The following is a 24,890-nucleotide window of genomic DNA, read 5'->3' on the forward strand; positions in this document are numbered from 1 at the left end:
CATTTTTTCTCGAAAAAGGTTCCCTCATGTTAAAACAAACCTTGCTCTATACTGGTAAAGCGAAATCTGTTTATGAAACAGATAGTTCTGACCACCTCATCCTAGTTTTCCGTGACGATGCTTCTGCATTCAACGGTGAAAAAATTGAACAACTGGATCGCAAAGGTAAGGTGAACAACCGTTTTAACGCCTTTATCATGGAAAAATTGGCTGCGGCTGGTATCGAAACTCATTTCGAAAAACTTCTTTCTCCAACTGAAGTTTTAGTGAAAAAATTAACCATGGTTCCTGTAGAGTGCGTAATTCGTAACTATGCAGCAGGTTCACTTTGCCGTCGTTTAGGCGTTGAAGAAGGTAAAGAACTTACTCCGCCAACTTTCGAATTGTTCTTCAAAGACGATGCGTTAGGCGACCCAATGGTGAATGAATCACAAGCGATTGCATTAGGTTGGGCGACTGCAGAACAACTCGCTCAAATGAAAGAATTGACTTATAAAGTAAACGAAGTACTTAAAGGTCTATTCGATGCAGGTAACATGCTGCTTGTTGACTTTAAACTTGAATTTGGCGTGTTCCACGACCGTATCGTACTAGGTGACGAATTCTCTCCAGACGGCTGCCGTCTATGGGACAAAGACACTAAGAAAAAACTCGACAAAGACCGTTTCCGTCAAGGTTTAGGCGGTGTAGTTGAAGCTTATGAAGAAGTTGCTGCACGTTTAGGTATCGACCTTTCTGATATCTAAATCGTCTATCGATTATAAAAACCGAGCTCTTTAGCTCGGTTTTTTAATGAAATATTACTCGATTAATCCATGATCGAAAAAACAAATGTTAACCATAAAAATCCTCTGTTTCACATTTACCCACGTTCACACTAAGATAGCTACATACCAGGCAGCACTAGGATCTATAAGTTTCCAATGTGTATGCCGACCAGATTTTCCATCTACCCTCTAGGATGTATCTCCCCAAAGACATCCTATTTTTTCAGCCCAGCTCGCCTTGAGTTGGGCTTTTTTTTGCATGAAATAGACATAAAAAAGGGCGCCGAAGCGCCTTCCCATTATGATCATTCAAATTATTACTGCTGTTGTTGCATCCAACGTCGTTGCTGCAAACGCTCACCTTCAACTTCACGTTTATTACGTGCAGACTCATACAGCTTAGTGCCTTTCAGTTCAGGCGGCATATAATCCTGCATGACAAAATGCTCAGGATAATTATGTGGATATAAATAGTCCACGCCATAGCCTTGCTCTTTCATCAATTTGGTTGGTGCATTTCTCAAATGTAGTGGCACAGGTAGATTCGAGGTTTTTTCTGCCAAATCTAAGGCTTTGTTGATGGCCAAATAAGTACTGTTACTTTTAGCACTGGTTGCCAAATACACCGCACATTGCCCCAAAATGATTCGACATTCAGGCATACCAATTGCCTGCACAGATCGGAAACATTCTCCAGCCAACAGTAAAGCATTTGGATTTGAGTTGCCAATATCTTCAGATGCCGCAATCAACATACGACGGGCAATAAAGACCGGATCTTCACCACCTTTGAGCATTCGAGCCATCCAATACAAAGCGGCATCTGGATCACTGCCTCGAATCGACTTAATAAAAGCCGAAACTAGATCATAATGCTGTTCGCCCGATTTGTCATAGCGTGCAATATTTTGCTGCGCAACTTTGACTACCACCGCATTGTTAATGATATTCTCTAAGTCTGGCTCAAACGTACTGGCGATTAAATCTAAAAGATTTAATGCTTTACGAGCGTCACCTGCGGCAAATTGAAATAAAGCTTCATATTCTTCGATTTGAATATAACGCTCTTTTAAAAACGAATCTTGCTGAATGGCTTGATCCAATAAGCACTGAATTGCGTCATTATCCAGAGCATTTAAGGTATACACCTGACAACGGGACAATAAGGCATTATTAACTTCAAATGAAGGGTTTTCTGTGGTTGCACCAATCAGGGTAATTTTGCCCTTTTCAACTGCATTCAGTAATGCATCTTGTTGTGACTTATTAAAACGATGAATTTCATCAATAAACACCACAGGTGTCAATAAATCTCCACCATCGGCGATGATTTCACGTAACTCTTTCACCCCAGTATTGAGCGCAGATAAACTAATAAATGGTCGGTCAACAGCCTGCGCCAGCAACAATGCAATCGTGGTTTTACCTACACCCGGAGGTCCCCAAAAAATAATCGATGGCAAATGCCCTTGGTCAATCATCTGGCGTAACGGTGCATCTTCACCCAGAAGGTGATCTTGTCCAATAATTTGAGATAAATCATGAGGACGCATGCGTTCAGGAAGAGGAATTTGGCTGTCTGACATCTTATTATTTCGTTTCCGGCAATTGGGGACGTTTTTTCTATTCTAACACTGCCTTGGCAGAATCTTTGCTTTATTCGGTATTCAATTTAGGAGGGTGGTTTAATGTCGTTATTTAAGTATCTTGCATGTAAAAAAGCTTAGGCGAATGTTAACTATAATGTAACAAGACATCCTAGCCCTTATTGATCAAATTAAAGTATCATCGGCAAGATATCCCATTTTAGACTTGCCTGACCCAATTGGACAGATTGTATGAAGCAATCAACAAAGCAAAAGCGAATCGTTCAAGTTCAACAAGGCATTGATCTACCTATAAATTTATTTCAAAAAATGCCCCAAGCCAAGAATATACAATTACAAGATAATCAATGCGCTGAATTACGAGAAAAACTGAATAGTCGTAATCAAATGTTAGATGCCAGTGTCGACTGTATAAAATTATTAAGTCTAGACGGTCATGTTCTGCATATGAACCGCGCGGGATGTTTAGCTCTCGGCGTATCTCCAAATAAAACTGAGTTTGGTATGTCTTGGCATAAATTACTGCCTGAAGAAGTCCGTGACGCGTGTTTGAATGCTTTTGCCGAAGCCAAAGAAGGCAAAATATCTCGCTTTGTCGGCATGAGCCAAGTAGCAGATGAACCCTTGGCTTATTGGGATAATATGCTCAGCCCAGTATTCAACGAATATGGCCAAGTCAAAGAAATCCTCTGTGTATCTCGTGATATTACGATACAGCGACTTGCAGAAAATAAACTTCAACGCATCATTGAACAAGATGATTTAACAGGTTTATTAAACCGCCGTGCGTTTAGTCGAGTATTTAAAAGCCAATTAAAAGTGGCGCGAGAACATCAGCAACAACTGGGTTTGTTATTAATCGATCTAGATTATTTTAAGCATATTAACGACACCTTAGGTCATAGTGCAGGAGACCATTTACTGCATACCCTTGGGCAGCGTTTTCAGCAATGTTTTGATACAAATATTGTAGTTTCACGTTTAGGTGGCGATGAATTTGCCATTTCTATTCCAAATTTAAAATCGCAACAACAATTACAGAATTTTGCCAGCATCGCCTGTCAGCAAATGGACATGCCCATTTTCTATAATGGGCAAAGTATCAATATTGGTATGAGTATTGGCTGTGCGATCTACCCTCGCGATGCACAAAATACCTCCAATTTACTTAAATGTGCTGATATTGCGCTAAATGATTTAAAAAGCAGTGGTCGTGGTGGTGTACGAATGTTCAACCATACTATGTTCAAAACCCTTGAAAATACTACTCGCCAATTAACGCTTGCACGCAGCTTGATTAAGTCCAATCAAATTATTCCGTTTTATCAACCCAAAGTTCGTCTGTCTGACAGTCAAGTTATCGGCTTTGAAGCGTTGTTACGTTGGTATGATAAAGACCAACAATTACAATTACCTTCTCAAATTTTTGCTGCATTTCAAGATTATGAATTGGCTTCACGCATTAGTGAAACAATGCAAATTAAAATCTTTCAAGATATTCAAAAATGGATTGAACTTGGACTGCAACCGCTACCGATTTCAATAAATGCTGCACCTGTCGAATTTTTACGTGATGATTATGCGGAAAAATTACTGAATCGCTTAAAGCAGTTTGGTATCTCACCAGACATTATTGAGGTCGAAATTACCGAGCAAAGCCTGTCAGAACGTGGCTCAAATTATGTGATTCGCGCTCTCCATTTATTAAAAGAGCATGGCATACACATTTCTCTAGATGATTTTGGTACAGGTCATTCATCATTAACACGTTTGAGTAATTACCCTGTCGACTGTATTAAGATAGACCGTAATTTTGTGGAACGCATGCATACCGACTGTTCAGCACTTGCCATTGTCAAAGCGATTACACAAATTGGTGCGAGTGTTTCCCTGAATATATTAGTCGAAGGTATAGAGAAACCGGAACAGGTCGATACCTTAAAAGAATGTAATTGTCATACTGGACAAGGTTTTTACTTTTATCGTCCGCTCAGTTATGACCATGCGATGGAACTTTTGAGTCACTAAAACTTGTGGAGCAAGACACGATGACACTGAAGTATTTAGTCAGTGCCTGTCTGGCAGGCCAACCCGTTCGTTATGATGCCAAATCAAATACACAACAAGCGATTTGCCACCTGATGCAGACTCACCAAGTCATTACGGCCTGCCCAGAAATGATGGGCGGCCTGAGCTGTCCACGTTTTCCTGCAGAAATTCAAAATGGTCAAGCCACTGATGTGCTCAATGGTACAGCTCAAGTTAAAGATGTTTTGGGGACAGACGTTAGTGCTGAATTTATTGCAGGTGCTCAACGAATGTTAGAATTGGCACAATTACACAAAGTTGATGTTGTTGTCTTGAAAGATCGCAGCCCGTCTTGCGGCAGCCATTATATTTATGACGGTAGCTTTACCCGTACGAAAATTGAAGGCTATGGAGTAACCACAGCACTCCTCAAACAGCACGGTTTTCAGGTTCTGTCAGAACAAGACTTTCTGGCTATGATACAAGATCAACTCTAGATCCAAGATAGAGCGTATCTGTGTCCTTTAGCGTACCCAACGTACAATATAATCTTCAATATCGTCAGGGTTGACGTCTTCTTCACTGATGCAACGCCCTGCGGCAGACTTTCGTGCCTTCAAAATACTGTCACGATTTCCCGTCACTAGATAATGCCAACGTGGTAAATCTTTACCTTCAGAAATTCTACGATAAGCACAGCTCGGTGGTAGCCAATGAAATTGGTGAATCTGATGTGGCGTCAGCTGTATACAGTCTGGAACATGTGATTGACGATTTGGATAATCGGAGCAAGATGCCTTTTCACAATCTAAAAGTTTGCATGCCACTTTGGTGTAGGCAACCTCATGAGTATCTTCATCTTCAAGCTTAATTAAACAGCAAAGTCCGCAACCATCACAGAGTGACTCCCACTCCAAATGGGTGAGTTCAGTCAAAGCATGCTTTTTCCAAAAATGTGGGCGTAGAGTATCGGTCATCTTCTCGCTCGCAACAAAGGTGGCAGGCATATTAACTGAACCTGCACATTAATTCTTTGTTTAAGTTACCGAATATTGAACATTAAATAAACAAAAGACTACATAGTAGGTTTTTTTAGCCTCTTATAATGGGCATACAGAATAAAAAATCACATGGAGATAAAACTATGTTCCGCTGGGCTATTATTTTCGCTGTAATTGCATTGATTGCGAGTCTGCTAGGTTTTGGTGGTGTGGCAGGCTTATCCAAAGACTTTGCTGTTATTCTTTTGGTTATTGCAGTTATCCTTGCAATTGTTGGTTTCCTCTCTCGAGGAAAAGTTTAGGCGACGGATTGTATGTCGTTTTAAACTACAAATTACCCCCCCCTTAGACTCATGGATAAGAAACGTACGTTTTTATCATCTTGAGTGTCAATGAAAAAAATAAGAGCCTATGAGCTCTTATTTTTTTACATCCACGTAAACTTACTACGTTGTATGGTTCTAGCTTTATGGTTTTAAATGACGTGGTCTAAAGCCTGTTGCAATTAAGGCGATACCATAAGCAGCAACACCAATCACACATAAGATGATCACTTCCGCGACACGCATCCACGCAGACACATCACCGTTGTACCATGTTAAGCCGTACCACAGTGCAGCAATCATCACAGCATTGGCAATCGCAAACTGAATCACCAATTTTTTCCAATGCGCCCCAAAACGGAAAATATTGCGCTTATGTAAATAAAAATACAGCATCCCTGCATTCACTAATGCGGAACCAGAGGATGCCAATGCCAAGGCCATATGCTCAGCATGCCAATCAATCAGTTTAAAGAATCCAATAAACACCACATTAAGAATGGCATTGGCTGCGACCGCCATTAAACCTACACGTACTGGAGTTTTGGTATCTTGTTGCGCATAAAACCCTGGTGCAAACACTTTAATGAGCATGAATGAAATCACACCGGCACTCATACATTGCAATGCCAATGCGGTCATCTGTGTATCTTCAAAGCTAAATTGACCACGTTCAAATAAGGCCTGAATAATAGGTGTAGAGAGCATGAAAAGCGCAATACTGGCAGGCACACCCACCAAGATAATGACCTTAGCTGCCCAATCAATCATACGGCGGAATTTGTCCTGATCTTGTTCAGCGTGGCGTGCAGACAATGACGGTAAAATCACGGTACCAATAGCTACCCCAATCAAACCTAAAGGCAGCTCGGTCATACGTTCAGCACTATACAGCCATGACACTGAACCATCTTGCATGAAAGACGCCCAAATGGTGTTCAACAGTAGGTTGATCTGCGTCACTGAGACACCAAACAGCGCTGGCAGCATCAACTTCATGATGCGATCAACACCTTCATGTTTGAAATCGACTTTCGGTGGAATCAGTAATTTTTTACGCCATAGCTCAGGAATCTGAATCGCCAATTGCAAGAAGCCTGCCGCGACAACAGACCAACCCAAAGCCATAATTGGCTCGGCCATATAAGGGGTTAACCACAGCGCACCGGCAATCATCGCGACATTGAGTAACACTGGAGCGAACGCAGGTGTACTGAATGAGCCATAACTGTTCAAAATACTGCTGGCAAATGCCGTTAAGGACATAAACAATAAGTAAGGAATCGTTAGGCGGAACATATCGGTAGCTAACGCAAATTTGTCTGCATCACCATGGAAACCCGGTGCATAGATATAAATAATCGCGGGTGCCGCCACCATTGCAACGAAGGTCAAACTAGTCATCACCAGACCTAAACAGCCAAAAACACGGCTAATCAGAATCTGGACTTCGGCATGGGTTCGACTGGTTTTATATTCAGTCAATACAGGAATAAAGGCTTGTGAAAATGCCCCTTCTGCGAATAAGCGCCTAAAAAAGTTAGGAATACGAAAGGCAACCACGAAGGTATCGAAGTCTTTACCTGCACCAAATACATTTAACAGGACAATATCCCGTACCAGTCCCAATACACGGGACAACATAGTCATTGCACTGACAATAACTGTCGAACGCCAAAGCGCCATCGGTATTTCTCACTTTTGAAAGTGCGCCTATTGTAATGAAACTCGTCAAGGAATTTCATTGGTTTATTAAACGCAGTATGTATTGTTTATTTGTTTTTAAAATGATGCAGCTGTTGACGAAAAGTGTTCCACTCAAAAAATGGACCTGGATCAGTTTTACGTCCCGGTGCAATATCTGAATGCCCTGCAATATGTTGTTGAATTTTAGGATAAGCCTGTTGTAAACACGCCACGACCTCGGTCAGCACGGCATATTGTGCAGCTTCAAAAGGTAAATCATCACTTCCTTCGAGTTCGATGCCTATCGAATAATCATTGCATTCTTTTTGTGCTAAATAGGTTGAGCGACCTGCATGCCAAGCTCGATCATTAAAATTGACAAACTGTAGAACTTCGCCTGTGCGCAGGATCAATAAATGTGTCGATACTTGCATCCCTTCAATAGTTTGAAAATAAGGATGTTTCGACCAATCCAACTGATTTTGGAAAAATTGTTCGATATAACCACCGCCGAACTGAGAAGGTGGCAAGCTAATATTGTGAATCACCACAAGCTGAATTTCAGTATCTGCGGGACGCTGATTAAAGTTCGGTGATGGAACTTGCCGTGCACCGATAAGTTGCCCATCCTGCACCTGAAATGTTGTTGCTTGTGACATAAAAAAATCCTGTGTCTAAGCCGGCCTGCAATGCTGCAGATCAAAACGCCGAGCCCTACTTGAAAGGTTTAATGCTAAAACTTTCACATTGAAATCTCAATTCAAGTCTGTGAAAGGAGTTAAAAATCGCTCATTTTTAAGGAACAATGCTAATATAACGCGCACATTTTCTCGGGTTAAAAAGATACGGAATTTCTTATGAGCATATCGCAATCTTTGCTTGAACAATCTATCCAAATCAATATTCAACACGCACTACAAGAAGATATTGGCGAAGGCGATATCACTGCCCTTTTAACTCCAGAAGATGAACAAGCGACCGCAACAATTATTAGTCGTGAAGATATGGTGCTAGCAGGGCAACCGTGGGTCAATGCGCTCATTCAAACTTTTGATGCAAGTGTACAAGTCACATGGTTAAAAAATGACGGTGACCGTGTTGCCGCAGGCGAAGCCTTTTTAAAACTCGCAGGTTCTGCGCGTAGTTTACTCACGGTTGAGCGTCCAGCCTTAAATTTTATACAAACATTATCTGCAGTAGCGACTAAAACTGCTGCCTATGTCCAGCAGCTTGAAGGTTTGAATACTCGTTTACTCGATACCCGTAAAACCTTACCAGGCCTACGTATTGCACAAAAATATGCAGTTGCTGTCGGAGGTGGTCAAAACCATCGCTTAGGTTTATTTGATGCCTTTTTGATTAAAGAAAACCACATCATGGCTGCTGGTGGCATTAGCCAAGCTATTGCTAAAGCGCATACCATTGCTCCGGGTAAACCCGTTGAAGTGGAAGTAGAAACTTGGGATGAACTCAACCAAGCGTTAGAAGCAGGTGCGGATATTGTGATGTTGGATAACTTTAGTCAGCAACAAATGATTGATGCCGTCAAACATGTGAATGGTCGCTGCAAACTTGAAGCCTCAGGCAATATCACCATTGCAAACTTACGTGAAGTGGCAACGACAGGGGTCGATTATATCTCGATGGGTGTGCTTACCAAAGATGTCACAGCGATTGATTTATCGATGCGCTTTAATGCCTAAGCTCTAGGCTTACTCTAAACATAAATAAAGGGTGCTGTCGCACCCTTTTTTCTGCTTAACCTCTAGCATGACTTAATCATCATCTTGCTGTTGTTTTGCACCTCGTTGATCTTCATGTTCAGAGTCCTTTTCATGCTCCGCATCGTCTTCATGCTGCTCGCGCTCATCTTGATCATCGTCCTGATCTTTTGAGTTTTCACTTTGTTCAGAAAAACGACCACCTTCACGCTCTTGATCCTGATTCCCCAAAAAATCACAACCACTGATCAAAAATACGCTGAATAAAGAAAAATACATCATCCAATTTTTCATTTTTAGTCCTTCAAAGCATTCTGATCCTATTAATTTGAGTCAAAGACACGCTACTTAATAGCCGATTCTTGTTGGATTTTCTATATTCAGCGCATAAAAAAACGCATCCGAAGATGCGCTCTTTATTCAGTTTAAACTGAATCAAACAACTTACCAGCCTAAAGCTTCTTGTTGTTTTTTGATCAATTCTTGAATGCCTTTTTCAGCCAATTCAAGCATTTCATTACACTGTGCACGCGTAAATGGTTTGTCTTCAGCTGTGCCTTGAAGTTCAATGAACTCACCTGCTTGTGTCATGACCACATTTAAGTCAGTTTGGCAGTTCGAATCTTCTTCATAGCAAAGATCAAGTAATGCTTCATCTTGATACATACCTACAGAAACTGCTGCAACTAAGCCTTTAAGCGGATCTTGTTTGATTTTTTTATTTTCAAGCAAGACATTCATCGCATCGACCAAGGCAACTGCTGCACCTGTGATCGATGCTGTGCGTGTACCGCCATCTGCTTGAATCACATCACAGTCGATGCTAATTGTATTTTCACCCAATTTTTTCAAATCAACCATGGCACGTAAGCTACGACCAATCAGACGTTGGATTTCTTGTGTACGGCCACTTTGTTTACCACGTGCTGCTTCACGGTCACTACGGGTATGTGTAGAACGTGGAAGCATGCCGTATTCCGCAGTTACCCAGCCTTGACCTTTCCCTTTAAGGAAACGTGGCACTGAGTTGTCGACACTTGCAGTACAAAGAACTTTTGTATGACCAAATTCAACCAATACAGAACCTTCCGCATAACGTGTGTAGTTACGGGTAATTTTTACTTCACGTAATTGATCTAATGCTCGTTGGTCGATACGCATGATGAGTCCTTAATCTGACAAAATTGATTGCGGCACATTATAACAGAAGGTACAGCCAGATTCGGGACGCATTCGTGTGCATTTACAAAATCCATTCAACCAAGTTTTGATAGGCCCGTCGTACGTCATCAGGAAATTTGTTAGACTGAAGCCACGCAAAATTCAGGACGAATTGCATGTCGATACGGGAAGAACGTAAGCAACAAAGTCGTAAAGCCATACTTGATGCAGCGCTTGCATTGAGTACCACAGGCCGTTCTTTTAGCAGTCTGAGCTTACGCGAAATTTCCCGTCATGTCGGCTTGGTTCCTGCTGCGTTTTATCGCCATTTTCAAGACATGGACGAACTCGGTTTGGAACTAGTCGACCAAATGGCCCTGCACCTTCGGAATGTCCTCAATCAACTGAGTCAGCAATGCTTTCAAGCACCAGATGCACGCACACGACAAAGTCTGGATTATTTATTTCATGCCGTTGAGCAATTTCCTGAGGCATGGATGTTTCTCATTGCAGAGCGTTGGGGTGGTTCAGCTTCCTTAAGACAAGCCATTACACGTGAGTTTAATTTTCTCAGTACCGATTTGGCCCATGCACTGGCTCAAGTTGAAGCGACTCAACATATTCAATCCGAACAAGACCTAAAAGTATTGGGACAAATTTTGTTTGAATTGGCCTTAAGTTGGGCAATGCAATGGATTGACTTACATCGACATATTGACCTTCCACAACGTACGGATGCGCTAAAACAATTTCGCCGCCAAGCTCAGACTCAAGTTCAGCTCTTATTTCGTGGCATCTTGCATTGGGATCGATCTTTGGCTCAAATCTCTGATCCACAAAATTTATCGCCATAAAACGCAAAATGTACCGTCATAAAAAAAGCCGCATCGAGTGCGGCTTTTTTATGACATCTGTTATTTCGCTTTGCGTTCTTTATCAACAAGGAATTTCACGATTTCAACAGTACGTGCATCTTCACCTTGTACGATGTATTTACCATTGACGGTAATCGCAGGCACGCCGCTCAATTGATATTGAGCCGCTAAGTTTTTCGCTTGAGCAATTTTTGAAGACACAGCAAATGATTTAAATGTGCTGTTAAATTTCGCTTCAGGAACACCATAACGGGTGTAGAACTTAGCAAATGCGCCTTGTTCTAAGATATTTTTTTGACCCACATGAATGTCATGGAACAATTGTAAATGTGCTTTTTGACGAACACCCAGTGCTTCCGATGCATAGTAAGCACGCGCGCCTTGTTCCCAAAGTGGATTCATTGCTGCAGGTGTACGGACAAAACGTACATCTTTAGGCAATTGCTTTAACCACGTTTGCATATGCGGTTCTAATGTAAAACAATGTGGGCAGCCATACCAAAAGAACTCACGGACTTCGATTTTACCCGGACGTTCGACTTTAATCGGTTTTGGAATAACCGTGTAATCAGTCCCCGCGACAAATTGTGCTGCCATCGCACTGCCGGAAAAAGCCAAAATAGCTGTTGTAATCGTGCCTAAAAGGAATTTTTTCATTGAACTTATCGTCCTCAAAATCATTATGATTAGTTTATGGCAACACTATAAATCAAATCTGTCGATTTCGTTTTCATTCTGTGAACTTTTTTAAGGCTTTTATCGCTTTTTTTTCAGGACGCGCTACACTAACTCCCATAAACTTTTTTCTAAAATATAAAGACTTGATTGAGGTGCAACCGATGTCGCAATTGAATGTTGATCCACAAGAAATTGCCAAATTTGAAGCTTTCGCAGCCATATGGTGGGATCAGCATTCTGAGTTCCGCCCTTTGCACATGATTAATCCCCTGCGTTTGAACTGGATTGATGAGCATTCAAATGGTATCACTGGCAAGAAAGTATTAGATGTAGGCTGTGGCGGCGGTATTTTAGCTGAAAGCATGGCACGTCGTGGCGCGCAAGTATTGGGTATCGACATGGGCGAAGCGCCATTAAATGTTGCACGCCTACATGCCGAACAAGAAAATGTGCAAAATATTGAATATCGCCAAGTGCCTGTAGAGCAATTGGCAGAAGAACAAGCAGGTCAATATGACGTCGTTACCTGTATGGAAATGCTCGAACATGTACCTGATCCAGCATCAATTATTTTAGCGTGTCAAAAACTGGTAAAACCGGGTGGTCATGTATTCTTCTCGACCATTAACCGTAATCCTAAAGCCTATTTGTTTGCGATTATTGGTGCGGAATATGTTTTACGCATGTTGGCGAAAGGCACTCATGATTATTCAAAGTTTATTAAACCTTCAGAATTAGCTCATGATATTCGTCAAGCCGAGTTAAAACTCAAAGATATGACAGGTTTACATTATAACCCGATCACCAAACGCTATTGGCTCGCACCGAATGTGGATGTTAACTACATGGTTCATACGGTGAAAGAAGCCTAATGAAAGCTGTACTCTTTGATCTTGACGGTACACTGATTGACACCGCGGCTGATTTTATTCGTATTATCCAAGACATGTGCCGTGACAAAGGCATTGCGGTGGTCAGTGCAGAAGACATTCGTGTACAAGTATCTGAAGGCGCGCGGGCGATGGTCAAACTGGTCTATCCAGAGTTAGACGTTGAAGATCCTGTCTTTCTGGCACATCGTCAACGCTTTCTAGATCTGTATGGTGCTGATATTGCAGTTGATACCGATCTGTTTGAAGGCATGTATCCACTACTCGCAGAGTTAGAACAACATCAAATTCCGTGGGGCATTGTCACCAATAAGCCGCGTTCACTCAGTGAAGCGTTGCTCAAAGCGTTGAATTTGACTGAGCGCTGCTCGGTATTGGTTTGCCCAGATGATGTCAGTAAAACCAAGCCAGACCCAGAGCCGATGTATTTAGCAGCCAAGCACATTCATCTAGATGCTCAAGACTGTATCTATGTCGGTGATCATCCACGTGATATCGATGCCGGTCGTAATGCGCAGATGTACACAATTCTTGCGGCTTATGGCTATTTACCTTTACAACACAAAGATGACTTAACAGCTTGGCATGCAGATTGTATAGTGAAGACTGTTGCTGAATTGCATGAAGTCATTCATGATTTGGTCATCAAACCGAAAACGCTAAACACTGCGACTTTATAACGATAGAACACAACACAATAAAACGAGGAGGTACGGATGAAATATTCAGAATATCAACCTCGCCCCGATCTGCTCAAAGATCGCATTATCCTGATTACAGGTGCGGGCGATGGTATTGGCCGTGCGGCTGCCCTCAGCTATGCCTTACATGGCGCAACCGTGGTTTTACATGGACGCACACTGAATAAACTAGAAGTGATTTACGATGAAATTGAAGGATTGGGTGCCCCCCAACCGGCGATTTTACCGCTACAACTGTCTAGTGCCTCTCCTCGTGACTATGAGCTATTGGTCGACACCTTAGAAAAGCAATTTGGTCGCCTAGACGGCATTTTGCATAATGCAGGGATCTTGGGTGAGCGAACTGAACTAGAACATTATCCTGTGGATGTATGGGATGATGTTATGGCGGTGAACCTTCGTGCGCCCTTTGTACTGACTCAAGAGCTGATGCCCCTACTGCAAAAATCTGAGCATGCCTCAGTAGTCTTTGCCAGTTCAGGTGTGGGGCGTGAAGCCCGTGAACGTTGGGGCGCGTACTCGGTCTCAAAAATTGCCATTGAAGCGGTCAGCACTTTATTCGCAAAAGAAAATGTACATCCGAATATTCGCTTCAACTGCATTAATCCCGGTGCGACACGTACTGCCATGCGTGCAAAGGCGTATCCAGACGAAGATCCAAAAACTTTGCCTACGCCTGAAAGTATCATGCCTGCGTATTTATATTTGATGGGTGATGACAGCTTGCATTTAACCGGTGCCAGCATAGATGCTCAAGATGAATAAGCTGAAAGCCAATTTAAAAAAGGAAGCGCGAGCTTCTTTTTTTATGTATTGAATGCCTACAAGACATCATTAACCGACTGATTTCGCGGTGTCCACGCGAAAGTCGACTTGAGTTTTTAGCAAATTTGCCGATACTTGAGGCATTCTTTAAAAACATTGGATTGATACATGTCTGACTTTAGCAATATTACAGTGACTCCAACTGAGGACGGCATGGTTAACCTACTGGTCGATGGTCAACCGATTTCAGCAAAATATGGCATGAAATTCGACCCGAGTATCGTGGACGATTTAAAAGGCTTAGATGTCGGTCAAAATGCAAAATTATTTGAACAATTTATTTTTTCGCATACTGACTTAAACTTTGAGCATGCCTATTTCTATGTCACTTGCATTCAAAAGCAAGAAGCAGGCTATCAAGTGATCACTAACTTTGTTTATCGCATCATTGCGCAAGATCAAGCACCGTTTGAGCATGTGATTACCAAACAAGGTGCAGCAATGACACCTGAAGATATTAATGAATTTATTCAAGCTCATATTCAAAAATCATTAACAGATTATACCGACCTGAAATACGCATACTAATTAAGTTCCAAGTGACACATTTAGAACTAAAAAGGGCCATTTGATGCCCTTTTTTTAAACTCTTAGATTAGCATTTGAAATTCAATAAGCTTTGATCAATAGACAGCTTCATTACCCAATTTGCCATTGATCGTATTTTTAAATTATTTTTATAATAATATTCGGTTTTTCAAATTAAGTATAAAAGCATAGACTGTTGGCCATGACATAGACCGACGGCAAGGAGACCCAAATGGCTGATCAAACACGTAAAATTGAAACCATTCGTTCAATTGAAAACTTACAACTGACTGAAAATTTGATCTCTGCAATGGACGATGCCGAGCAAGCTGAATCTGTGGCTCAAGCAATTTATTCACTCCAATGCCTAAACGAGCAGTGGTACTAAAACCCGAAGTTACTCAACATTTTCAGTCTTTCATCTCTCCCCTCATTTGCCTGTCAAGACTTGATGGGCTGTTTTGATCGTGCTTACAATAGACCTCAAATTTAATCAAAGCTGAATTGCAAGGATAAAAAGCGCGCATTATCGGACCATCTCTTCCAAGATGGAAAGATTGTTCTCAGCGCGAAATTTATCGCATAATATCCGCAATCTCTTCGTTTTATTTAAAGAAATATTCATCTTTCTTCACAGTTTCTCTGCATTTAATGCGTACAGTAGTGATATTGAAGATAAATTACTCATGAGGGTTGAACATGAAAAAGATTTTGCCAATTTTGGCTATTTCTTTCAGTGCTTTAATAGCAAGCAGCATCACGTCTGCAGCGCCTCACTTCAAGAACGATGAACGTGGCTTTGATGGCCCACGCGGCAATGCATATGGTCAAATGAAAAAAGATCGTGATTTCCGTGGTTATCAGGACGATGACGATCTTGAAGATCGACGCCGTATGCGTGAACAACGTGGAGTCAAACGTTTGCAACAACATAAATGGCAAACGGGCTATGTGATGCCACAGCATTATCGTGGTAATGGTTATAAAGTCGATTATAAAGACCATAACTTACCTAAACCATCGCGTAATCAGCAATGGTATAAAATCAATAATGACTACATATTGGTCAACTCAGATAGTAACAGTATTCTGAAAATTTTAGGTATGTAAGCCTTTTTGAATTTAATTTCGCCATATTTTTAAAGCCCAGATCAACTCTGGGCTTTTTTTATGAGGTTTTTTTAATGTTTAACCGCAAAAGCTGATGCTGCCTAGCGTTCAGATCATTTACACACCTTCAAATTTCCTCCATACATTTCACAATTCAACTATATTGCCCCCACGCTTTCTCTGAACTTTCTCGCTAATTTTGAATCATCGAAAAACAGATTAGAAATGTATAGAGGTGTCCCATGAACAAAATCGTATCGAGTTTAGTTCTTTCCGTATCGGCTTTGATGGCAACAACAGCAGCCATTGCTGCGCCAGACCATCGTCAAGATGACCGCCGTTACCATCCGTCATACCAACATCAAGACAACCGTTGGGACAAAGATCACCGTCCGAGCAATTGGAATAACAACAACCGTTATGACAATAATCGCTACGACCGTAATGACTTTCGTCGTGTAAATCCAAGCCGCGATTGGCGTGTTGGTCAAAGCTTTCCTCGTTATTTCGATTCAAGCCGCTACAAAGTGAGTGATCGTGAAGCGCGCCGCTTACCGAACACCGGTCGTTATCAACAATGGTACAAAATCAATGGTGACTACGTGCTAGTCAATGATCGTACCGATCGCATCATTCGCATTAAGAATGGCTAATCATTCGACGATCTCTTAAGTCCCTTTCCCAACACCTGAACACTGTTCAGGTGTTTTTTTATATTTGCTTTCCGCTGTCATATGTTTTTGTTTAGAATCATCCATACCAAAGCGAATAAACAGGCATAGGCATGCAAACGAATATCACTGAACCATCTTCCAGCACAACCTTACAGTATGTGCATTGGTTCCGTCATTCTGCACCCTATATTAATGCGCATCGCAACAAAACCTTTGTCATCATGTTTGATGGTGAAGCGCTGCAACATGAAAATTTTCAACACATTATTCACGATATTGCCTTATTACACTCGCTTGGTATTCGTCTAATTTTGGTGCATGGTGCCCGTCCGCAAATCAATCATAATTTACAAAGCAGCGGCATCCAGACACCATTTCATCATCATCGTCGCATCACCACTCGCGAATCTTTACCTGCTGTGATGAATGCTGTTGGCTCCATTCGTCTGCAAATTGAAGCCCTCCTATCTATGGGTTTAGCCAACTCACCGATGTACGGCGCGCGTATTGATGTGGTCTCAGGTAATTTGGTCACGGCAAAACCGTATGGCATTCGTGACGGTATCGATTTTCAACTGTCTGGTGAAGTTCGTTCCGTCGATATTGATGCGATTCAACGTCATTTAGAGAGCCAAAACATTGTGGTGCTTGGGCCGACAGGTTATTCCACTACAGGTGAAGTGTTTAATTTATTGGCTGAAGAAGTTGCGACCAAAACTGCGATCAGTTTAAAAGCGGATAAGTTAATTTTCTTGGGCAAACAACACGGTTTGCACAATGAACATGGGCAGCTACAACGCGAAATTACACCTCATCAACTTGATCAGCATATTTTGCAATATCAAGATTCTAATCCCGATATTGCCCTGCATTTAAGCGTTGCTAAAGATGCTTCTTTACAAGGCGTACACCGTGTTCATCTTATTTCATATGCCTATGATGGCGCATTGATCGAAGAACTGTTCACGCGTGACGGTTCTGGCACCATGATCACGGATGCGCATTATGAAGAAGTGCGTACTGCCGATATTCAAGATGTGGGTGGCTTAATCAATCTCTTACGCCCTCTCGAACAAGAAGGCATCTTGGTTTATCGCTCACGCGAACGTCTGGAAAATGAAATTGGACAATTTGCAGTGATTGAACGTGACGGTACGATTTTGGCCTGCGCTGCGTTGTACCCGATTCCTATCACAGGGGATGAAAAACGCTCTGCTGAAATCGCATGTGTGGCTGTGCATCCGGGTTATCGAAAATCGAATCGCGGTAGCCAAATTTTGCATTATTTAGAAGAAAAAGCGCGAGATTTAGGTATTGAACAATTGTTTATTTTGACCACACGGACAGCGCATTGGTTCCTTGAACAAGGTTTTGAACAAGTCAGTGTCGATGACTTACCGAGTGCCCGTCAGGCCTTATATAACTACCAAAGAAACTCATTGGTTTGTAAAAAGTCACTTTAAAGTGGCTTTTTTTATGCGCTGAATAGCATTATTTTGCATAAGGTTATGCCGAATCCCTTGGCTATCCCCTCAAATCACTTTGCAAGCCATAGAATAACCATATCTACCATTTAAATAACCCAAATAAATAAAATAATTTCAATAACTTAAAATAATACTTCGACACATTATATGTTTTTCTAAAATCATAATTTCTCATAAGTTTTGCTGATTTTTATTTATCTTTTTTCCTAATTTTAAATTTAAGTTTTCTTATTTTTTTCAAAAAAGAAAAATCTTTAGCTTATGTGTTCATAAATCAACAGTTCTGCACATTTAGACCTTTATAGGAGCAACACATGCGTACTCACAAAGCAAAACTCTGGACAAAAACACTTGTACTGTCTACAGCGGTTGTGGGTGCCATGATGATGTCGGGCTGTGGCAAAAAAGAGGCTGAAGAAAATGTCACCTTAAATATTGGTTTCCAAAAATATGGCTTATTGCCAATTTTAAAAGAACGTGGAACCTTAGAAACAGCCTTAAAAAGCCAAGGTGTAAATATCAAATGGGTGGAATTTCCTGCGGGTCCACAGCTGCTTGAAGGCCTCAATGTGGGCAGTGTTTCATTTGGTGAAGTCGGTGAAGCACCACCTATCTTTGCTCAAGCCGCTCAAACCGATTTGGTTTACATTGCCAACCAATCTGCTGTTCCAAAAGCTGAAGCGTTAATTGTGCAAAAAGATTCGGCTATTCACAGTATTCAGGACTTAAAAGGTAAACGTGTGGCCTTAAACAAAGGCTCAAACGTGCATTACCTGTTGCTCAAGTTGTTGGAAGCCAATCAGCTTAAATTTAGCGACATCAATGTCGTGTATTTACCGCCTGCCGATGCACGAGCTGCCTTTGAAAAAGGTGCAGTCGATGCATGGGTAATTTGGGACCCGTTCCTTTCTGCCGCTGAGCATCAACTTAATGCTCGCACCATTGCCAATGGCGAAAACTTGGTGAAGAACTACCAGTTCTATTTGGCCGATCGCAAATTTGCTCAGGAAAATCCAAAAGTCCTGCAAGCTGTGGTGAATGAGTTGAATTTGACCACGCAATGGGTCTCAAAAAATCAAGATGAAGCGGCCAAGTTACTCGAAGGCAAAACCGGCTTAGGTCTAGATGTACTTAAAACATCAATTTCTCGCTTAGGCAATCAAGTGACGCCGATTACTGCACAAGTGGCACAAGAGCAGCAGCAAGTCGCTGATGCGTTTTATAACGAAAAATTAATTCCAAATAAATTAAATATTGAGTCGGCCATTATCAAATAAGCCGACCACAGCATAAGGGCGATGCCATGCGTATTCTAAGAACATTTTCCATACTGACTTTAGCCACCTTAGGCCTTGGGCTCAGTGCCTGCCAAAAACAAGAAACAGCACAGCAGGATCGTGAAAAACCAACTGAAACTGCCGTAAAAACCTTGGTTATCGGTTTTCAAAAATCAGCATTAAATTTGCTGGTTGCCCGTGAACAAAAGCTCTTTGAACAACAATTTCCCGGCGCTCAGATTGAATGGAAGGAATTCCCTGCTGGCCCACAAATGTTAGAAGCTCTTGCGGTCGGTGCGGTGGATTATGGCTATGTCGGCAACACCCCGCCTATTTTTGCCCAAGCTGCCAATAAAGACCTGAATTATATTGGCTATGAAGTGGTGCCTGAACAGTCGCTTGCTGTCGTGATTCCAGCGGATAGCTCAATCAAAACCATTCAAGAATTACGTGGCAAACGCGTTGCTGTACAAAAAGGCTCGAGTGCGCATGAGTTATTAGCCAAAACTTTAGAAAAAGCCGGTTTGACTTGGAATGACATTCAACCGATTTGGATTCCACCAGCAGATGCACGGGCCGCATTTGATAAAAAATCAATTGATGCATGGGCCATTTGGGACCCGTTTTTATCTGCAGCGGAGTTGGATGCTCAGGCTAAAGTGCTGATTCAATCTGGTGATTTTCCAAAGACCTATTCATTTTATGTGGCAAATCCAAAAGTCGTTCAAGCGCACCCTGATGCCCCAGCTAAATTTTTAAAGGCCCTAGACGCTTCCGATCAGTGGATTGTGAAGAACCAAAATGTGGCTTTAGAGGTTTATCAAAACAGCACTGGGCTGCAAAAGAATATTGCTGCGCAAGCCTTTTCTCGCCGATCTAAACCATCTCCTGTGCGCCCACTGACACCCGAGGTCATACAAGCACAGCAAAATATTGCGGACTTATTTAAACAAGTCCAACTGATTCCAAACAACATTCAAGTCCAAAAGCAAGTTTGGACACCTTCATCACATTGATACCCGAGCCATCAAAAATACAAGGAACTGAACATGAAAATTTTCTGGTTTATCCCTACCCACGGTGACAGTCGCTACTTAGGAACAAGTAAAGGTGCACGCCAAGTCGATCATGCCTACATGAAGCAAATTGCGGTAGCGGTGGATAATCTTGGCTATGAAGGCGTTCTGATTCCGACAGGTCGTTCATGTGAAGATCCATGGCTTACAGCTGCAAGCTTGATTGATGCCACTAAAAATCTAAAATTTCTAGTCGCGCTACGCCCAGGGGTGACAACGCCTGCACTGACTGCACGTATGGCTGCAACATTTGACCGTTTATCTGGCGGTCGTATCTTACTGAATTTAGTTACAGGCGGTGATGAGCAAGAACTCAAGGGTGATGGTGTCTATGAAGATCACGCAACGCGTTACCAAACTGCCGCGGAATACACCACAATTTGGCGTGAAATTTTAACCCGTTCACATACTGGTGAAAGCTATACCTTCCATGGCGAACGTTTGAGTGTAGACGACGCCAAATTACTCTATCCACCGGTACAAAAACCTTATCCACCACTATGGTTTGGCGGTTCGTCAGAAGCTGCTGTTGAACTCGCGACAGATCAAGTTGACACCTATTTAACTTGGGGTGAGCCACCTGCTGCGGTAAAAGAAAAAATTGCAGTGGTGCGTGAAAAAGCCAAAGCCAAAGGACGTGAACTGAATTATGGCATTCGTTTACATGTCATTGTGCGCGAAACCAATGAAGAAGCATGGAAAGCAGCAGAAGAGCTGATCCAATATGTCGACGATGCCACCATTGCAGCCGCGCAAGCCAAGTTCAAAACCATGGACTCTGTTGGTCAACGCCGTATGGCTGAACTGCACAATGGCGACCGTAGCAAATTAGAAGTATCGCCAAACTTATGGGCAGGTGTTGGATTGGTTCGTGGTGGTGCAGGTACGGCACTCGTTGGTGATCCTGAAACTGTAGCCGCACGTATCCAAGAATATGCCGATCTCGGGATTAATACCTTTATTTTCTCTGGTTACCCACACCTTGAAGAGTCGATCCGTTTTGCAGAATTGGTGTTCCCATTACTGCCATTGGAAACACGTCAAAAATTGGTTCAACCTAACTTAACCGGCCCATTTGGTGAGATCGTCGCGAACAACTACACCCCAGATGAAAATAAAAAAGCTGAAAAGATTCAGGAGCCGGCCTAATGTCCAAAACTGTTTCTGTTGAAACCTTCAAAGCACCGAAGGTTTCACGTGGAACACAACTCGGGCAGCGTTTGCTGCCTTGGTTGTTTCCTATTGCATTAATTATCGTGTGGCAAATTGCCTCTGTTACAGGGCTGTTAGAAAGTCGTATTTTGCCTGCGCCAAGTGCGGTGGTGGTGGCCTTTTGGAACTTACTGATCAGTGGTGAACTGTGGAAGCATGTTCAAATCAGTGCGGGTCGTGCTTTGGTTGGGCTTTTAGTCGGTGGTGGATTAGGTCTTTTTTTAGGGCTGCTGAATGGTTCATCCAAAACAGCATCGACGCTACTTGATACCACGCTGCAAATGATCCGTAACATTCCTGCTCTTGCCCTGATTCCCTTGGTGATTTTATGGTTTGGGATCGATGAATCGGCCAAGCTTTTTTTAGTTGCTATTGGCGTATTCTTTCCCATTTATATCAACACCTATTATGGTATTCGCTCTGTAGATCCTCAACTGATTGAAATGGGCAAAAGCTACGGTTTGAGTGGCTGGCAACTGTATAAAGAAATCATTCTACCGGGGGCGATGCCGTCTATTTTAGTTGGTCTGCGTTTTTCACTCGGGCTCGTTTGGGTTTTGTTGATTGTGGCAGAAACCATTTCTGCACAAGCCGGCATCGGTTATATGACCATGAACGCACGCGAATTTCTACAAACCGATATCGTCTTGGTCGGGATTTTATTGTATGCCCTACTCGGTAAATTAGCCGATGTACTGGCTGTTGCCTTAGAAAAATATTTACTCCGTTGGCACTCGGGTTACCAAAAATAAGGAGCATGTGATGACCGATTTAAGCATAAGCCGTCATGCAGACGACTCAACCCAACCTCAGCGTTCTTCAGTCGAGGATATCAACCCCCATGCGGTGTTGGGCGCAGAGATCCTGATTGAACAACTACACAAATTTTATGGCGATGTTAAAGTCCTTGAAGACCTTGACCTACATATTCAACCCGGTGAATTCTTGGCGATTGTCGGTCGTAGTGGCTGTGGTAAAAGTACCCTGCTTCGCCTCATCGCCGACTTAGAAAAACCGAGTTATGGCGAAATTAAATTTAAGTCTGCACGTCATATTCGTGAAGGCATCACCAGTGATGATATTCGTGTGATGTTCCAAGACCCTCGCCTCCTGCCTTGGCGTAGCATTGAGAAAAATGTGCAACTCGGTTTAAGCAAAGACCAACATGCCAATGCCACAGCACTCCTCGAGAAAGTTGGTTTAAAAGACAAAGCGGGGCTTTGGCCAACACAGCTATCAGGGGGGCAACGTCAACGTACTGCACTGGCACGTGCTTTGTCACATAAACCACGCATTTTGCTGCTAGATGAACCACTGGGTGCGCTCGATGCCTTAACACGTTTAGATATGCAGAATTTGATTGAAAAACTCTGGACTGAACAAGGGTTTACCGCGATTTTGGTCACGCATGATGTAAGTGAAGCCGTGCAGTTGGCAGACCGTATAATCTTGCTCGATAAAGGCCATATTGCCAAAGAATTTAGTGTCGATTTGACCCGCCCACGAAAAAAAGACATTGAATTTACTGAACTTGAACAACAAGTCTTACAAGCGGTCTTGGCCACTTAAGCTGTACTTGTGCAGGAAATCATCACTTAAACCGTGTGACTTCCTGTACTATTCAAGAACAATATCGCAACAAAACCATATTTAGCATTGAGGGTAGATTTATCGCCTGTTGACAAATACATCACAAAAATTACGACAAATCATATAAATCCATGACTAAAAATAATGATTTATTTAAATTTCACCCTAAAATGATTATTTGAAATATTATGGCATTCGTCGTATTTATTTGACCGTTGAACAGAATAAACTGCCAAAATTCATAAAATTAAAAACGATGATTGTGCACAAATCTGTTGATTTGCCGTACAATTCAATATTCCCTTTTCATTTTCTTAAAAGAGCTAATGGAACAAAAAAAGAGTACCCAGAAACGCCACCAGTTGCTTAATGCAGCACTGGATGTCTTTTCCCTGTATGGCTTCAATGGCGCCAGCTTGGATGAGATCGCACAGATTGCAGAAATGCATAAATCGAATATTTTCTATTACTATGAAAATAAAGAAGCGCTTTATGTTGAAGTTCTGACAACGGTTCTACAAAAGTGGCTTGCTCCGCTACAAATGTTGGAAGCAGACCTTGAGCCTGAAGAAGCGATCACCAATTATCTATTGCAGAAAATTGAAGTATCTCGTACCCAACCGAAAGCCTCACGTTTGTTCGCACTTGAAGTCATTCAGGGCGCACCACACATTCTTGAAATTTTAAAAGGTCCACTAAAAAAATTAGTGAAACGCAAAGCCAAAGTCATTAGCAACTGGCAAGAACAAGGCAAAATTTCAAAAGATATTGATCCAGAACTTTTAATTCTGAACATTTGGGCAATCACGCAAAACTATGCTGACTTTGCAACCCAAATGGAAATGGTCACTGGAAAAACCTTACGTAATCGCAGTATGCAACAACGGATTATTCAACATACCGTCCATATGATGCTTTACGGTGTAATTCCACGCCCAGAAAAGTAAATTGAATTGGGTCGAATTGGCATACGACCATAGCATTCTATGGTCGCCGACCGAAATTAGCTGAATGCCTTATTTTACTGTTTGATATAATTCCAATAATTTCTTTGCGCCGAATAATAAATTTTCTTCCCAATCCAGATGTGCTGTGTCATTCGCACCATCGGTAATATATTTTACCGACACAAAGCGAACACCCAGTTTTTTACATACTTTAGCGATTGCGTAGCCTTCCATATCGACAAGATTACACGGTACTTTCGGCAGCCCAGTTTCAAAGCTGTCGCCTGTACCACAAATTCCTTTAGGCAAATGGCTAAACATGCTCTCTGGCTGAATTTCAGCAGGATGATCGGTATCCATCGGCGTCACCCCGACATCAAAACCCAAAGGCGATACATCCATATCCCGTTGTACAAATTGAGCCACTTCAACCAAAGCATGTGCATCAAAATGTGAACTTCCCGCTGTGCCCAAATTCAGTAAAGTACGACATCCGGTTTTTTGAATCACATCAAAGGCTTTAAATGCGGCATTGACTTTACCAATACCACTGTAATGCACTTCAATGCCTGCGGCTTCAAACAAGCCTTTAGATTCACTCGGCAGTGCCATAATTAAAGCGATTTGCTGACGCATAGCGGTCTCCTCAAATTGATGCCTTCATATAGCATACATTTGCACGTGCGCAGAAAAAATCAGCTTCAAAAATCACATTGCTCAGAAAAA

General features: G+C 42.1%; 28 protein-coding genes. 20 read left to right on the forward strand and 8 right to left on the reverse strand.

What is annotated here, in order from left to right; all coding sequences use genetic code 11:
* The first annotated feature begins 26 nt into the window (after positions 1-26).
* On the forward strand, positions 27-746 hold the full coding sequence (purC, locus tag FTU29_RS07150; RefSeq protein ID WP_078190626.1) for a phosphoribosylaminoimidazolesuccinocarboxamide synthase: 720 nt from the start codon (positions 27-29) through the stop codon (positions 744-746).
* A 338-nt stretch (positions 747-1,084) separates the two neighbouring features.
* On the opposite strand, the gene FTU29_RS07155 is transcribed toward purC, so the two are convergent.
* Positions 1,085-2,353, reverse strand: coding sequence for a replication-associated recombination protein A (locus FTU29_RS07155; RefSeq protein ID WP_180121116.1), 1,269 nt, complete (start codon positions 2,351-2,353; stop codon positions 1,085-1,087).
* Between the two features lie 252 nt (positions 2,354-2,605).
* Here FTU29_RS07155 and FTU29_RS07160 point away from each other — a divergent pair, with 252 nt between their 5' ends.
* Both FTU29_RS07160 and FTU29_RS07165 read left to right on the forward strand, forming a co-directional pair.
* On the forward strand, positions 2,606-4,402 hold the full coding sequence (locus FTU29_RS07160) for an EAL domain-containing protein (RefSeq protein WP_180121118.1): 1,797 nt from the start codon (positions 2,606-2,608) through the stop codon (positions 4,400-4,402).
* 20 nt (positions 4,403-4,422) lie between these two features.
* Positions 4,423-4,899, forward strand: a complete 477-nt coding sequence (locus FTU29_RS07165; RefSeq protein ID WP_180121120.1) for a DUF523 domain-containing protein — start codon at positions 4,423-4,425, stop codon at positions 4,897-4,899.
* Positions 4,900-4,926: 27 nt separating this feature from the next.
* On the opposite strand, the gene FTU29_RS07170 is transcribed toward FTU29_RS07165, so the two are convergent.
* Positions 4,927-5,379, reverse strand: coding sequence for a YcgN family cysteine cluster protein (locus FTU29_RS07170; RefSeq protein WP_180121168.1), 453 nt, complete (start codon positions 5,377-5,379; stop codon positions 4,927-4,929).
* Positions 5,380-5,546: 167 nt separating this feature from the next.
* On the opposite strand from FTU29_RS07170, the gene FTU29_RS07175 reads away from it, so the two are divergent.
* Positions 5,547-5,705, forward strand: coding sequence for a DUF1328 domain-containing protein (locus tag FTU29_RS07175; RefSeq protein WP_005006601.1), 159 nt, complete (start codon positions 5,547-5,549; stop codon positions 5,703-5,705).
* Positions 5,706-5,870: 165 nt separating this feature from the next.
* Here the strand turns inward: FTU29_RS07175 and murJ are convergent, their stop codons facing one another.
* Positions 5,871-7,412, reverse strand: coding sequence for a murein biosynthesis integral membrane protein MurJ (murJ, locus tag FTU29_RS07180; RefSeq protein WP_180121122.1), 1,542 nt, complete (start codon positions 7,410-7,412; stop codon positions 5,871-5,873).
* Positions 7,413-7,498: 86 nt separating this feature from the next.
* Entirely contained in the window at positions 7,499-8,071 is a 573-nt protein-coding gene (gene ampD, locus FTU29_RS07185; RefSeq protein ID WP_180121124.1) for a 1,6-anhydro-N-acetylmuramyl-L-alanine amidase AmpD, read from the reverse strand.
* 198 nt (positions 8,072-8,269) lie between these two features.
* Here ampD and nadC point away from each other — a divergent pair, with 198 nt between their 5' ends.
* Positions 8,270-9,115, forward strand: a complete 846-nt coding sequence (gene nadC, locus FTU29_RS07190) for a carboxylating nicotinate-nucleotide diphosphorylase (RefSeq protein WP_180121126.1) — start codon at positions 8,270-8,272, stop codon at positions 9,113-9,115.
* A gap of 72 nt (positions 9,116-9,187) precedes the next feature.
* Here nadC and FTU29_RS07195 read toward each other — a convergent pair whose 3' ends face one another.
* Together FTU29_RS07195 and rph are read right to left on the reverse strand one after the other, a co-directional pair.
* Positions 9,188-9,427, reverse strand: a complete 240-nt coding sequence (locus FTU29_RS07195; protein ID WP_180121127.1) for a hypothetical protein — start codon at positions 9,425-9,427, stop codon at positions 9,188-9,190.
* A gap of 150 nt (positions 9,428-9,577) precedes the next feature.
* Positions 9,578-10,294 carry a ribonuclease PH gene (gene rph, locus FTU29_RS07200; RefSeq protein WP_111885099.1) on the reverse strand — a complete coding sequence of 239 codons (717 nt, stop codon included), beginning with the start codon at positions 10,292-10,294 and terminating at the stop codon, positions 9,578-9,580.
* 176 nt (positions 10,295-10,470) lie between these two features.
* On the opposite strand from rph, the gene FTU29_RS07205 reads away from it, so the two are divergent.
* Positions 10,471-11,148: a TetR family transcriptional regulator gene (locus FTU29_RS07205; protein ID WP_180121129.1), complete on the forward strand. Its 678-nt coding sequence runs from the start codon at positions 10,471-10,473 to the stop codon at positions 11,146-11,148.
* A 60-nt stretch (positions 11,149-11,208) separates the two neighbouring features.
* Here the strand turns inward: FTU29_RS07205 and FTU29_RS07210 are convergent, their stop codons facing one another.
* Complete coding sequence (locus FTU29_RS07210) at positions 11,209-11,826, reverse strand: thiol:disulfide interchange protein DsbA/DsbL (protein WP_078193271.1); 618 nt, start codon at positions 11,824-11,826, stop codon at positions 11,209-11,211.
* 182 nt (positions 11,827-12,008) lie between these two features.
* Between FTU29_RS07210 and ubiG the strand changes: the two genes are divergently transcribed.
* From ubiG to FTU29_RS07280, 14 genes are all read left to right on the forward strand, one after another.
* Complete coding sequence (gene ubiG, locus FTU29_RS07215; RefSeq protein WP_078190637.1) at positions 12,009-12,719, forward strand: bifunctional 2-polyprenyl-6-hydroxyphenol methylase/3-demethylubiquinol 3-O-methyltransferase UbiG; 711 nt, start codon at positions 12,009-12,011, stop codon at positions 12,717-12,719.
* Positions 12,719-13,417: an HAD family hydrolase gene (locus FTU29_RS07220; RefSeq protein ID WP_078193272.1), complete on the forward strand. Its 699-nt coding sequence runs from the start codon at positions 12,719-12,721 to the stop codon at positions 13,415-13,417. Before ubiG ends, FTU29_RS07220 begins: the two co-directional genes overlap by 1 nt.
* A 36-nt stretch (positions 13,418-13,453) precedes the next feature.
* Positions 13,454-14,203, forward strand: a complete 750-nt coding sequence (locus FTU29_RS07225; RefSeq protein ID WP_180022987.1) for a YciK family oxidoreductase — start codon at positions 13,454-13,456, stop codon at positions 14,201-14,203.
* Positions 14,204-14,371: 168 nt separating this feature from the next.
* Positions 14,372-14,791 carry a hypothetical protein gene (locus tag FTU29_RS07230; RefSeq protein ID WP_180121132.1) on the forward strand — a complete coding sequence of 140 codons (420 nt, stop codon included), beginning with the start codon at positions 14,372-14,374 and terminating at the stop codon, positions 14,789-14,791.
* Between the two features lie 232 nt (positions 14,792-15,023).
* Complete coding sequence (locus tag FTU29_RS07235; protein WP_168379727.1) at positions 15,024-15,179, forward strand: hypothetical protein; 156 nt, start codon at positions 15,024-15,026, stop codon at positions 15,177-15,179.
* A gap of 311 nt (positions 15,180-15,490) precedes the next feature.
* Positions 15,491-15,901, forward strand: coding sequence for an RcnB family protein (locus tag FTU29_RS07240; RefSeq protein WP_078193274.1), 411 nt, complete (start codon positions 15,491-15,493; stop codon positions 15,899-15,901).
* 242 nt (positions 15,902-16,143) lie between these two features.
* A complete protein-coding gene (locus FTU29_RS07245) occupies positions 16,144-16,554 on the forward strand; it encodes an RcnB family protein (protein WP_168379728.1) in 411 nt (136 codons plus the stop codon).
* 131 nt (positions 16,555-16,685) lie between these two features.
* Positions 16,686-18,038: an amino-acid N-acetyltransferase gene (gene argA / locus FTU29_RS07250; RefSeq protein WP_180121133.1), complete on the forward strand. Its 1,353-nt coding sequence runs from the start codon at positions 16,686-16,688 to the stop codon at positions 18,036-18,038.
* A 338-nt stretch (positions 18,039-18,376) separates the two neighbouring features.
* Complete coding sequence (locus FTU29_RS07255; protein ID WP_180121135.1) at positions 18,377-19,339, forward strand: sulfonate ABC transporter substrate-binding protein; 963 nt, start codon at positions 18,377-18,379, stop codon at positions 19,337-19,339.
* 26 nt (positions 19,340-19,365) lie between these two features.
* Positions 19,366-20,355: an aliphatic sulfonate ABC transporter substrate-binding protein gene (locus FTU29_RS07260; protein ID WP_180121137.1), complete on the forward strand. Its 990-nt coding sequence runs from the start codon at positions 19,366-19,368 to the stop codon at positions 20,353-20,355.
* Positions 20,356-20,388: 33 nt separating this feature from the next.
* On the forward strand, positions 20,389-21,564 hold the full coding sequence (ssuD, locus tag FTU29_RS07265) for an FMNH2-dependent alkanesulfonate monooxygenase (protein ID WP_180116183.1): 1,176 nt from the start codon (positions 20,389-20,391) through the stop codon (positions 21,562-21,564).
* Positions 21,564-22,379: an aliphatic sulfonate ABC transporter permease SsuC gene (ssuC, locus tag FTU29_RS07270; protein WP_180121138.1), complete on the forward strand. Its 816-nt coding sequence runs from the start codon at positions 21,564-21,566 to the stop codon at positions 22,377-22,379. Before ssuD ends, ssuC begins: the two co-directional genes overlap by 1 nt.
* 10 nt (positions 22,380-22,389) lie before the next feature.
* Complete coding sequence (locus FTU29_RS07275) at positions 22,390-23,196, forward strand: ABC transporter ATP-binding protein (RefSeq protein ID WP_180121140.1); 807 nt, start codon at positions 22,390-22,392, stop codon at positions 23,194-23,196.
* Positions 23,197-23,543: 347 nt separating this feature from the next.
* Entirely contained in the window at positions 23,544-24,164 is a 621-nt protein-coding gene (locus tag FTU29_RS07280) for a TetR/AcrR family transcriptional regulator (protein ID WP_078190649.1), read from the forward strand.
* A gap of 69 nt (positions 24,165-24,233) precedes the next feature.
* On the opposite strand, the gene FTU29_RS07285 is transcribed toward FTU29_RS07280, so the two are convergent.
* Positions 24,234-24,800, reverse strand: a complete 567-nt coding sequence (locus tag FTU29_RS07285; protein ID WP_180110314.1) for a 5'-nucleosidase — start codon at positions 24,798-24,800, stop codon at positions 24,234-24,236.
* Between the last annotated feature and the right edge of the window lie 90 nt (positions 24,801-24,890).

The organism is Acinetobacter sp. YH12086 (assembly GCF_013419345.1).
In the GTDB taxonomy this organism is placed as follows: Bacteria; Pseudomonadota; Gammaproteobacteria; order Pseudomonadales; family Moraxellaceae; genus Acinetobacter; species Acinetobacter amyesii.